Below are 11,361 nucleotides of genomic sequence, written 5' to 3' on the forward strand. Positions count from 1 at the left end.
CCTGATCCCCAACTGCAAGAACCGGGCGGCTCGCGGTGGCCAACTGCCGCGAGCGCCACGCGGTCGAGTCCGTAGGGTGCGTCCATGGAAGACGAGAGCGAGCGGGCAGTCCAGGCGGCCATCGAGGCGGAGCTCCGGCTTCTCGACCCCGCAGTGCGCGCCTCGCCGGCCTTGGTGTTGCAGCTTCTTGACCCCGACTTCACCGAGATCGGGGCGTCCGGCAGGCGCTGGGACGCAGCGTCGATCCTCACCGTGACGAGTGGCGGTTCAGTGGACCCGGAGTCTCCGGTCGAGGTCAGCGAGATGTCCGGGGGCGTGCTCGCTCCAGGCCTCGTTCACCTGACGTACTTCGCAGACAACAACGGGCGCCGAGTATGGCGGAGCTCCCTGTGGCGTATGACCGGAACGGGCTGGCGCCTGTACTTCCACCAGGGCACTTTGGCGAGCTGAGCGGGTGCGGTCCGCCGACGTGGCGGGATCCTCGGCGCGCACGTGCTCGCGTGCGCGCGTGCTGGCGAGGCGGTAGGGGTCGGGGCAACGAGGATGTCCAGGTCGTCAGCCACACCTCGACGTCGGTCGCCCTGGTCTCATGTCCGCCCCGGATCCCCTGAACTCGTCCAGGGGATCCGGGGCGGTGCCCACTGCGGTGACTATGCGGCGCGGTCATCCCGCAGGGCCTGGATGAGCCAGGGGTACACCGGGTTCAGATTCGGTACTGCCTGCCAGCCGTTGACGATCCACACCAGCTGCCAGTACCGGTCCACCCTGGGATCGTGCGCCTCTTCGAACTGCTGCGCCATCCAGTGCCGGAATTCCGTGTCAGGGGTGCGCCCGAACACCTCGGCGAAACGGTGCACGAGGTCGTCGATGACAAGTGCGACCGTGTTGCTGCCCGACTCCCTGGCCTCGGCCACCTTCTGACGGGTGAACTCCATCAGCTCCTCGCCGGCGTCGCGCTCGATGTCGAGCGGGCGCCCGGCGGCCTGGCGTACGGCCGCCCGGCGCATCCGGGTACGGAAATCCTCGTCGCCGACCAGCTCGGCGAGTTCCACCCACGCGGCGATCTGCTCGCCGGTCGGATCATCGGGGAGGTCAGGAGTGGCAGCGCGAACCATGGCCACTGCGGCCGGGTCGGCGTCTTCCGTACCGAAGGCGCCATCCATGAAATCGTCGATCAGACGTCGGCGTTCCTCGCCGGACAACTGCGTGAGCCTGTGCATGAGCTTGGTCTCCTCGGGACTGGACCCGCGGCTGGCCACGACTCGCAGAACGCTCCGACGCAGTTGCAGCATCCGGATCTGTACGTCCATGGCGTCGGCCTGCGCCGCGGCGACCTCCGCCACCGAGAGCTCGCGGTCCAGTACCCGTCGGATCGTGGGCAGGCCCATGCCCAGCTCACGCAGTGTGCGGAGGAGTTCCAGACGAAGCAGTGCGTCGAGGTCGTAGAGCCGATAGCCGGCGGGACTACGGGTGGTCGGCGCTACCACCCCCGAATCGGAGTAGAACCGGATGGTCCTCACGGACAGGCCGGTCCGCCGGGAAAGCTCCCCGATCGAGTAGAGGGTCGTAACGTCCATGTCTCCCACTCTGCTGTCTCCAGTCACTGGAGACTCAAGGCCATTCCCCAGCGGGGCCCCCGGCCGAGATGTCCTCCGAGCTGCTGAAGGTAAGTCGCGTGATCTCAGCTGACCGCCAGGATGAATCGAGCAGGGGTGATCAGACGGGCTCGGGCAGCAGTTCGGCGATCAGCCCGCGGATGCGCCGCTCGATCTCGTCCCGGATCGGCCGGACCGCCGCGACGCCCTGTCCGGCGGGATCGTCGAGCTTCCAGTCGAGGTAGCGCTTGCCGGGGAAGACGGGGCAGGTGTCGCCGCAGCCCATGGTGATCACCACGTCGGAAGCCCGTACGGCCTTAGCGGTCAGGACCTTCGGGGTCTCGGCGGACAGGTCGATGCCCGCCTCGGCCATCGCGGTGACCGCGGCCGGGTTCACCGCGTCGGCCGGCGCGGACCCGGCTGAGCGGACCTCGACCCGGTCCCCGGCAAGGTGGGTGAGGAAGGCGGCGGCCATCTGGGAGCGGCCGGCGTTGTGGACGCACACGAACAGCACCGACGGCTTCGGCCGGAGGTCAGACACGGGTGGGGCCTTCCGGGGCGGCGGCCAAGGGGGGCGCGGGTGCGGGCCGGGGGAAGTAGCGGCGGGCGGCGAGGGCGACGTGGACGAGGCCTATGAGGACGGGGACCTCGATGAGCGGGCCGACGACTCCGGCGAGGGCCTGGCCGGAGGTGGCGCCGAAGGTGGCGATGGCGACCGCGATGGCGAGTTCGAAGTTGTTGCCCGCCGCGGTGAACGCCAGGGTCGTCGCCTTCGGGTGGTCCAGGCCGACCGCGCGGCCGACGGCCATGGACCCGGCCCACATCAGCGCGAAGTACACCAGCAGCGGCAGCGCGATCCGGGCGACGTCCAGCGGCTTGGAGGTGATGGCGTCGCCCTGGAGGGCGAACAGCACCACGATCGTGAACAGCAGCCCGTACAGCGCGAACGGGCCGATGCGGGGGACGAGTTCGGTCTCGTACCAGGTGCGGCCCCTGGCCTTCTCGCCCAGGCGTCGGGTGAGGAACCCGGCCAGCAGCGGGATGCCCAGGAAGATGAGGACACTGCGGGCGATCTCCCAGGCGGAGACGTCGAGCGCGGTCTGCTCCAGGCCGAGCTGGCCGGGCAGCACGCTCAGGTAGAACCAGCCGAGCGCGGCGAACGCGAACACCTGGAAGACGGAGTTGAGGGCGACGAGGACGGCCGCGGCTTCGCGGTCGCCGCAGGCCAGGTCGTTCCAGATGATGACCATCGCGATGCAACGGGCGAGCCCGACGATGATCAGGCCGGTGCGGTACTCGGGCAGGTCCGGCAGGAACAGCCAGGCCAGGGCGAACATCAGAGCCGGGCCTACGACCCAGTTCAGCACCAGGGACGGGATGAGCAGGCGCCGGTCGCGGGTGACGGTGTCCAGGCGGTCGTAGCGGACCTTGGCGAGGACCGGGTACATCATCACGAGCAGCCCGAGCGCGATCGGCAGCGAGACCCCGGTGACGGTGACCGTCGCGAGCGCGTCCCCGAGACCGGGCACGAGACGGCCCAGGCCTAGTCCGGCGGCCATCGCGGCCAGGATCCACACGGCGAGGAACCGGTCCAGGAACGACAGCCGCCCGGCCACCGGCCCGGCGGGCGACGTGGTGGTGGTCGTCTCGCTCACGAGGTGGTCCCGACGGATTCGGCCGGGGCGCCGGGGCGGGTCAGGACCGCGGCGAGGCGGTCGGTGGTCCGGGGCAGCAGCCGGTAGTACACCCAGGTGCCCCGCCGTTCGGAGTCGATCAGCCCGGCCTGCTTGAGCAACTTCAGGTGGTGGGAGATCGTCGGCTGGGACAGCTCGAAGGCGGGGGTGAGGTCGCAGACGCAGATCTCCCCGCCGTTCCGCGAAGCGATCATCGAGAGCAGCCGCAGCCGCACCGGGTCGCCCAGCGCCTTGAAGACACGGGCGAGACCGGTGGCCGTCTCCTCGTCCAGGGGGGCGGTCAGCAGGGTCGGGCAGCAGTCGTCGGCCGTGTCCTGGCCGAGCACCACCAGCTCTTGTTTCGACATACTTCTATGTTGACGTTTTTCGATCCAAGGCGCAAGGTTGAATCGAAGAACACAAATACAGCCTGTTCCGAGCGCCGCCATGCCCTGTCTTCAAGGAGTCCGTCATGACCGAGCAGTCCACCGACCTGCGCGAGACCGTCCGCCGGCGCTACGCCGCCGCCGCGGTCCAGGTCACCGAGGGCGGCAGCGCCTGCTGTGGACCGGCCGCGATCGAGATCGACGACAACTTCGGCTCCGGCCTCTACACCGGCGGCGAGCGCGACGACCTGCCCGCCGAGGCCGTCGCCGCCTCGCTGGGCTGCGGCAACCCCACGGCGGTCGCCGACCTGCACGAGGATGACCGGGTGCTGGACCTCGGCTCCGGCGGCGGCATCGACGTCCTGCTCTCCGCCCGCCGGGTCGGCCCCACCGGCAAGGCCTACGGCCTCGACATGACCGAGGAGATGCTCGCCCTGGCCCTCGCCAACCAGAAGAAGGCCGGCGCCACGAACGTCGAATTCCTCAAGGGCACCATCGAAGCGATCCCCCTGCCCGCCGCGACGATCGACGTGGTGATCTCCAACTGCGTGATCAACCTGTCCACCGACAAGCAGGCCGTCTTCGCCGAGACCTTCCGCGTCCTGGTCCCGGGCGGCCGGATCGGAATCTCCGACGTAGTCGCCGACGACGCCCTCACGCCCGGACAGCGCGCCGAGCGCGGCGACTACGTCGGCTGCATCGCGGGCGCCCTCTCCTTCACCGAGTACCGGGCGGGGCTCGAAGCGGCCGGGTTCACGGACATCGAGATCAGCCCGACCCACGCGGTCGCGGACGGGATGCACTCCGCCATCGTCAAGGCCGCCAAGCCCCGCACCGCGGACACCGGAGCCGAGCGGGCCACCACGTCATCCGTCACGCCCGGCGAGGCCGACTCCGCGGCCGGCTGCTGCGGGAGCTGACCGGCGGCGTTCAGTCCGCCAGGAGGTGGAGGGTCTTGGCGATCCGCCCGCACTCGGCAAACGCCTGTCCCAGCGGGGAGGGGCAACCCTCGCTCCTCGATCCAGGAGAGCGGCGCCCGGTTCCGGGCGTTCCTCGTCGGCATTCGCGCCTGGCACGGCCTTCTCGGCGAACGGGCGCACGAGCCGGTGCCGTTCTGGCGTGTTGATCGGTGAGTTCTCCACCGGATAGCGGGCACACCCATCCGATCCGTCATTGAACGCGTTCAGTAACGGGCCTAGAGTGGCGGCTGAAGGCCCGTGAATGCTTGTAGCGCGACTTGCGTGGGCAGGGCCGGGCGGGGGCGGGGGCCGAGATGACGCAGCTGTCAGGCAGACGTGAAGCCGACCGGGTGGGGGCAGCGCCGTCGTCGGTATCGATGGCTGTGCTCTGTGTGGCCATTGCCGCGTTGGCACTGGCGTGGACCGGACGGCTTGCCAGTCTCCCGGCGGGCATCGCGCTGCTCCCTCTCGCGCTGGTGATCGGGTTGCCGGTGCTGTTGGCCGCGAGCGCGCTGCTGACCGCCGCCTACGTCCTGCCGACTGTGGCCCTCGGGCATTGGCTCGGGCGGCGCACGGGGCACGGGAGAAGGTGGCGGTGGGTGGCGGTCAGCACAGCGCTGGGACTTCTGCCCGTAGTCGGCCTGCTCACGATGGCCCGGATGTCGCTGAGCGGGATCCATGAGTGGCGACAACTCGCCATGGACGGGTTGCAGTGTGCGGGCGTGCTCTGGACCGCTTCGGCGCCGGCCTCCTTTGCCGTCCACATGACCGTGCTGCGTGAAGACGCAGGACGTCCGGTCCAGCCAGTTGGTGACGTCCTCCTCTGGGGGACCCTCGGGTTGTCCATAGAGCTCACCGCGTTGTTGGCGTACCTCTGATCCGTCGCCGAACCCGTGTCAGGGCTGCGTTCCGGTCGGAAGCGAGGAGAGGTCCACCGGCGGGCTCAGAAGTGTCTGGCGACTCATGCTTTCAAGCCCCAGACGCACCGTGACGGCAGTGATAGACCCCGGAAATACATATGAGCCTCCGCCAACTTGACATCACAGGTCAAAGGACTGGTGCGACAGTCCTCCTGGGTACTCACACTGGTCGAGGGCGGCAGTCTGTGGAGTAGGTCAGCTGGCAGAGCGGTCAGCTCACCGATTCCTGCCTGCTGTGGCCGAGTGGCCTTCCACGATCCGGTCTGATCAGGAGCCAGTCGGCATGGGGGGCCGGCCCGGAGCCGGCCCAGCCGCCTGGCTGTCCGGCGCAATGGTCGAGGATGAAGCCGTGACAGGGGAAGTGAGCGAGATCGTTCTGAGTAAGCAAGATCTTCGTGAGGTTGCCGCGTTCGCTGCAGCGAGCGCGGAAGTGGTGCTCGAGGTATTCGAGGGCAATCAGCCGGACGACTTGCGGCCTCGAGACGCGATCAGCGCCGCGTGGGAGTTCGCTCGAGGTGGTGAGCGAGGAAAGGCTCTGCGCGATAGAGCCTGGGCGGCACTCAAGGCGGCCAAGAGCGCGGACACTGCGGCTGCGCGCGAGGCAGCTCGGGCAGCGATGTCTGCGGCAGGAGCCGCCTACCTGCATCCGCTGGCCAAGGCCACCCAGGTCAAGCACATTCTCGGGGCTGGCGCTTACGCGGCCAGAGCGGCCGAACTCGTCGCCGACGACGATCGGAGTGTTGGTGCCGAACACCTTGAGCAGACGCTGCATCGTGCGACACCGGTCGTTGTCGACGTGCTCAAACGCTTCCCGACAGCGCCGAGTGGCGGCGGACGGGTCGGTGAGTTGATCCGCATGTTGGACACTGACCTTCGTTCGCTCACCCTCTCTGAGTGACTTTAAGCGGCCACGGGAAGGTAAGCGGGAAACCGCAGGTAGAAGCCATGAACTCGCCCCGACCAGCTCCCACAGACCGGGCACCGAGCCCAGGCCGTCCGCCTTTTCTGGTCCGCCTATCCACTCACGAAGGCTACTGCGGTGTCAGTGGTGGAGAACTGATCTGCCCGGTGTCAGAGGCTGCTGGCACCATGCCCCCTATGAACGCCATATTCACCACCCCGCCGAGGCCGTTCGACATCACCGCGCTCTTCCCCCAACTGGCCCCGCTGGCGCGCACGGCCACCCGACTGCACCCTCATGCTGGGGCTCCGTCAGCGCGTGACAGCTCGGTCGGTGGTCCGCTGTTGTGGCCTGCCGACGAGCCGTGGCCGCACTGCGAAGGACCGCACGAGCTGGACGGGGTGAACCCGCCCCTGTCGCCGCCGGACCTGAGGCTGCGACGCCGGATCCGTGCCGCCGCGCAGGGTCGGGATCTGACCCCGCAGGAACGGGAAATCCTCAGACGCATAGAGCCCCCGCGGACCTACCCGAGACCGAGGCCGAGCCGCCAGCCGTACGACGGGTCGATGGCGATGTTGCCGCTGGCGCAGCTGTACGTGCGTGACGTGCCGGATCTGTGCGCGCCCGCCGGGGCGGATCTGCTTCAGGTGCTGTGGTGCCCGTTCGATCACCCTCCGATGCAGTTCATGCCCAGGACCGTGCTGTTCTGGCGGTCCGCGGCTACGGTCAGCGACATCCTCGCCGCACCCCCGGAACCGCCCGTGGTGCAGTTCGACGGCTACTTGCCCGAGCCGTGTCTGCTCGCTCCGGAGCAGATCACCGAGTACCCCAACCCCTTGGAGCTGAGCAAGGAAGTGCGGGCCCGGCTCGGGGACTGGAGCAAGTGGCAGGCCGCCGGCGACGCGGTGGACAGCCAGTACGCGTCGTACCCGGAGGAGTTCTACACGGTCAATCTGTCCGTCGCACCCGGGTGGAAAGTCGGCGGCTGGGCCGCCTGGGGCTACACCGACCCCAGGCCCCAGTCCTGCCCCGCCTGCGACACCACGATGGTCCCTCTACTGACCATCCCCACCTTCGAATGGGACAACAGCACCCGCAGCTGGATCCCGGAGAAGGATCGCGAAGAACGAGAACCCATCACCCCGTCCTCCAACCACACGAACCCGAAGGGTCAGGCCGTAATCGACATCTTGCGCGCCCGAGGCTTTGAAGTGCACGACCGCGGTCGCGTCCCCCGCGACGTCCGCGTCGCACCGCTTGGCACCCACCCTCTCCCAAGGCAACCGACCGCCATCCAGATCGCCAGCGGCCACAAGCAGCAGCTCTACGTCTGCCCGACATCGCCGAAGCATCCCCACACCGAGCTGATGCAGTAGCCGCTGCGGCGGAGGTCTCCACGACCGTCGGCGTTCGACCTCGAGACCTACAAGCAGCGCATCACCGTAGCGGTTGCATCAACCATCTGAAGCAGTGGACGCGGCATCGTCATGCGCTACGAGAAGACCGCGACCAGCTACCTGGCCCGGACTCCATATCGCTGCGATCTTCCTTTGGACTGCCGGCTGACTCAGAGAAGTTGTGTGGTGTCAGCCGACGTGGATCGCTCGCTCAACCCATTGTCAGACGCTGCTGGCAACATGCCCGCTATGAACGCCATATTCACTACCCCGCCGGGGCTCAGTCACACATTGGCCTCGAATCACGAGAGCAGGACGAACCTTAGGATCGCCCTCACAGCAGAATCGAACGAATGACCTGGTTTCCACAACCCCAGTCACAGACACCACTGCTAACGGAGCATCCGGTGGGCCCACCTCACGATCACCCACCTATAATTTCCCTTGTACGTGGCTGCTTCGCTGGGAGGGATCATGAGGAACGAGGGGGATGGGCGCCCACTGCTCCTGCTCGATGTGGACGGCCCTCTGAATCCGTACGCTGCCGCACCGCAGAAGCGGCCGGCGGGGTGCAGCACGCACCGCATGCGCCCGACCGGGTGGGAGAACCCGTGGGACAAACCCCTGCGGGTCTGGCTCAACCATGGCCACGGGGCAGACCTCTTGGCGTTGCCCTTCGAGCTGGTGTGGGCCACGACGTGGAAGAACGAGGCGAACGACTGGATCGGCCCGCACCTCGGTCTGCCCACCCTTCCCTTCGTCGACTGGCCCTCCATGACACCGCAGCGCAATGCCCAACTGCACTGGAAGACAAGGCTGTTGGTCGCCTACGTCAAAGGGCGCCCGTTCGCCTGGGTGGACGATGAGCTGAGTCCGGAAGACCGCGAGTGGGTCCAGAGAAATCACGACGCCCCGGCGCTCCTGCACTGGGTCAGCCCCCGCCTGGGCCTGCAGCCGGAAGACTTCAGCGCACTGTCCAGGTGGGCAGCAGAGCTGGAACAGGCGGTGGCGTGATGGAGCACGAGGCCGACATGGAGGTGGTGGACGCGGAGCTGGTGGACGAGGGCCACCTTCCCGCCGCCGTACAGCCGCGCCCGGTAGCCCGTCCGGTGGTCGATCGGCACACCATTCTCTACCCCGGCCAGGGGCTCCCCACCGAGGCCGACCAGCCGACGTACACCGAGCGGGACCTGTACGTCTCCGAGCAGACCGCCGAGCGGCTGGAGAGCCAGTCCGCGCCGAAGAACACCAGCGCCAACTACCTTTCCCAGCGCAACAAGTTCGCCGCCTGGTGCGCCGACGAGAGCCGTGTCGCCCGTCCATGTACCACCGCCACCTACGTCGAGTACGTCGCCCACCTCATCGAGCTGGGGCGCTCCCCGAACGCCATCAACGCCGCCATGTCAGCCATCCGCACCTGGATGCCCGAGGACCAGAAGCCCGGTACGAAACAGGCCCGGGGCATGCTGAACGAGTACAAGAAGACATGGGCGAAGCGAACCGCGGTTCGAAAGGCGCCTCCGATCACGGACGAACTCCTGCGGGCCATGGTCGCCACCTGCGACCTGCGGACCACCGCCGGGCGCCGCGACCGGTGCATGCTCCTCCTCGGCCGGGGCGCCCTCAACCGCAGGATCGAGCTCGCCGACCTCTCGATCGCCGACGTCGCGGTCGACGACGACTTCGTCACCCTGCACATCCGGTCCTCCAAGACCGACCAGGAAGCCAGGGGCGAACACACCGACATCCCCGCCGACGACGACCCGCTCCTCGATCCCGTCTCGGCCGTACGGGACTGGCTCACCGCCCTCCACCACCTCGGCGTCCGCGAGGGCGCCTTCTTCCGGGCGCTCACCTCCCGCGGAACCCTCCAGAGCCGGGCCGTCGCGAAGGAGCGTGGGGACTACGTCACCGGGGACGCCGTCAACGACTGGGTCCGAAGCCGTGCCCACAAGGCCGGCGCGAGGAACTGGCAGCAGATCACGGCCCACGGGCTGCGTCGCGGCGGGGCCCAGGCCATCGCGGAAGCCGGCGGAGACCCGACGAAGCAGGGCCGGTGGAAACCGGGCTCGGCGGTCGTGAAGCGGGAGTATCTGGACCGCGCCCAGTCCAGAGCGGAGAATCCGTGGCTCAGGGTGCAGGCAAAGCGTCGCGAGAAGCCGGCCTGACCCCGAAGACGATGACCGGGCTGCCTTCGCCTTCTCCGGCCTTGGGGCAATCTCTCCGTGAACCCCTGCCCCGGCGGCGTCGGGCGGCCCTCGCGGCCGAACATGCGCAGCAGGTCGTAGGTGCACACCTGCCCGGTCACCAGGGAACTGGCTACCCGCAGCATGTCCGGCCAGTGGGTGACCGCCTTGCCCAGGTTGACCTTGTTGCGGGCCAACGGCTACAGCTGCCCGTTACCCGCCCGGGGCGGCTCGGCGCGCCACCACCCGCGCCCAAGCGGAACGAGCAGCCGTCTGAAACGCAGTCCGCCTGCTCTATCGAACTGGCCCGCACTCATCGACGATCACGGTCGGTTCCGAGGTTCTGGCTCACTTTCCGCGGAGGGCTGACTGAACGTAATGTCGACCTCCTATGACCAGCGGTGAGAGGCTGACGTGAGCCAGTACTACGACTTGGGCGACCGAACCCTGTGGAACCCGTCCAACGGGGCGTCGCGGCTGTTCATGAGCCAGGTCACCGTCTATCAAGCCGAAGTGGGGCTGCCATCCGGCATCGGCCCCATGGACGCTGACGAGTGTCAGATTGACCCCGTCGCATTTGCAGCGTTCGTCGATGCCCTGCTCGCCTGGCATAGCGAAACCAGGCACGCCGTCATGGCCACCATGTCCGAAGGGTTCGTTGCCACGGTGCTGGCTCTGGCTGAGATTGCGAACATCGAGGTGAGCTGGCAGGGGGCCAAGCGCGCCGAGAGTCACTATCTCAAGACGGCTTCGGATCCCCATGCAAAGGAGTGGACAGGCGCACTGGAGCAGAAGTCACGGGAGCTTGTCCGGCACATATCGCCCTGAGCCTGATCTGCCAGTTGGGTCGGATGGCCCGATCTCGGCGAGTAGCTGCGCACCCCGATTCCGCTGCGCCTGGGTATTCGCCGAGTGATGCATGTCAATCGTCGCGTTGAAAAGGTTGACGACCAGACCGCCCAGCCCGCGAGGCACTGCAAGCTCGGCCTGGGCGTGCGCGTGCATCAGCTCGGTGTGCACCCGCGCGTCCTCCACCGCCGGGCCCGGAGTCGATGTGTAGGTCTGCAGGGACTGGTCGAAACTCTCACTCACGACCCGCAGGAAGGTCGACAGTGCTGCCCACTCGCGTTCATGGAGCACCTGTCGCCTCGCAGCCTCGGCCGCTGTCAGTGCCGCATCTCTTGCAGCCTGTGCCTGGGCATGTCCCCCACGAGCCTGGATCCGGGCGCCCAGGACAGTGCCTGCGAATGAGTCTTTTCCATCTTGATCAGGTGGCGAGTTCGAGGGCGACGACGGCTCGGACGACGAGGGTGATCCGGGTGGTGCTGCAGCGGAGTTTCCGCA

General features: G+C 68.0%; 12 protein-coding genes and 1 pseudogene. 8 read left to right on the forward strand and 5 right to left on the reverse strand.

Annotated elements, in window-relative coordinates; translation table 11 throughout:
- Nucleotides 1–84 precede the first annotated feature (84 nt).
- Nucleotides 85–450, forward strand: coding sequence for a DUF4440 domain-containing protein (locus ACIRD8_RS35865; protein WP_404001367.1), 366 nt, complete (start codon nucleotides 85–87; stop codon nucleotides 448–450).
- A 200-nt stretch (nucleotides 451–650) separates the two neighbouring features.
- Here ACIRD8_RS35865 and ACIRD8_RS35870 read toward each other — a convergent pair whose 3' ends face one another.
- From ACIRD8_RS35870 to ACIRD8_RS35885, 4 genes are all read right to left on the reverse strand, one after another.
- Nucleotides 651–1,577, reverse strand: coding sequence for a MerR family transcriptional regulator (locus ACIRD8_RS35870; RefSeq protein ID WP_404001370.1), 927 nt, complete (start codon nucleotides 1,575–1,577; stop codon nucleotides 651–653).
- A gap of 139 nt (nucleotides 1,578–1,716) precedes the next feature.
- A complete protein-coding gene (locus tag ACIRD8_RS35875; RefSeq protein WP_404001373.1) occupies nucleotides 1,717–2,136 on the reverse strand; it encodes an arsenate reductase ArsC in 420 nt (139 codons plus the stop codon).
- Entirely contained in the window at nucleotides 2,129–3,250 is a 1,122-nt protein-coding gene (arsB, locus tag ACIRD8_RS35880; RefSeq protein ID WP_404001376.1) for an ACR3 family arsenite efflux transporter, read from the reverse strand. Before arsB ends, ACIRD8_RS35875 begins: the two co-directional genes overlap by 8 nt.
- Nucleotides 3,247–3,636 carry an ArsR/SmtB family transcription factor gene (locus tag ACIRD8_RS35885; RefSeq protein ID WP_404001379.1) on the reverse strand — a complete coding sequence of 130 codons (390 nt, stop codon included), beginning with the start codon at nucleotides 3,634–3,636 and terminating at the stop codon, nucleotides 3,247–3,249. Before ACIRD8_RS35885 ends, arsB begins: the two co-directional genes overlap by 4 nt.
- A 104-nt stretch (nucleotides 3,637–3,740) precedes the next feature.
- Here ACIRD8_RS35885 and arsM point away from each other — a divergent pair, with 104 nt between their 5' ends.
- From arsM to ACIRD8_RS35915, 6 genes are all read left to right on the forward strand, one after another.
- Nucleotides 3,741–4,574: an arsenite methyltransferase gene (gene arsM, locus ACIRD8_RS35890; RefSeq protein ID WP_404001382.1), complete on the forward strand. Its 834-nt coding sequence runs from the start codon at nucleotides 3,741–3,743 to the stop codon at nucleotides 4,572–4,574.
- Between the two features lie 353 nt (nucleotides 4,575–4,927).
- On the forward strand, nucleotides 4,928–5,491 hold the full coding sequence (locus ACIRD8_RS35895) for a hypothetical protein (protein WP_404001385.1): 564 nt from the start codon (nucleotides 4,928–4,930) through the stop codon (nucleotides 5,489–5,491).
- Nucleotides 5,492–5,882: 391 nt separating this feature from the next.
- Complete coding sequence (locus tag ACIRD8_RS35900) at nucleotides 5,883–6,431, forward strand: putative immunity protein (RefSeq protein ID WP_404001388.1); 549 nt, start codon at nucleotides 5,883–5,885, stop codon at nucleotides 6,429–6,431.
- A gap of 200 nt (nucleotides 6,432–6,631) precedes the next feature.
- The gene (locus tag ACIRD8_RS35905) at nucleotides 6,632–7,810 is read left to right on the forward strand and encodes a hypothetical protein (RefSeq protein ID WP_404001391.1); all 1,179 of its coding nucleotides are present in this window, start codon (nucleotides 6,632–6,634) and stop codon (nucleotides 7,808–7,810) included.
- A gap of 495 nt (nucleotides 7,811–8,305) precedes the next feature.
- Entirely contained in the window at nucleotides 8,306–8,845 is a 540-nt protein-coding gene (locus ACIRD8_RS35910; RefSeq protein ID WP_404001394.1) for a hypothetical protein, read from the forward strand.
- Nucleotides 8,845–9,999, forward strand: a complete 1,155-nt coding sequence (locus ACIRD8_RS35915; RefSeq protein WP_404001402.1) for an integrase — start codon at nucleotides 8,845–8,847, stop codon at nucleotides 9,997–9,999. The genes ACIRD8_RS35910 and ACIRD8_RS35915 overlap by 1 nt, the downstream gene beginning before the upstream one ends.
- Nucleotides 10,000–10,052: 53 nt before the next feature.
- Here ACIRD8_RS35915 and ACIRD8_RS35920 read toward each other — a convergent pair.
- Nucleotides 10,053–10,214, reverse strand: a pseudogene (locus ACIRD8_RS35920) (Tn3 family transposase); the annotation flags it as partial.
- 217 nt (nucleotides 10,215–10,431) lie between these two features.
- Between ACIRD8_RS35920 and ACIRD8_RS35925 the strand changes: the two are divergent.
- Entirely contained in the window at nucleotides 10,432–10,845 is a 414-nt protein-coding gene (locus ACIRD8_RS35925; RefSeq protein WP_404001397.1) for a DUF6086 family protein, read from the forward strand.
- The last annotated feature ends 516 nt before the right edge of the window (nucleotides 10,846–11,361 follow it).

The sequence above is a fragment of the Streptomyces sp. NPDC102451 genome, from assembly GCF_044765485.1.
Lineage (GTDB): Bacteria > Actinomycetota > Actinomycetes > Streptomycetales > Streptomycetaceae > Streptomyces.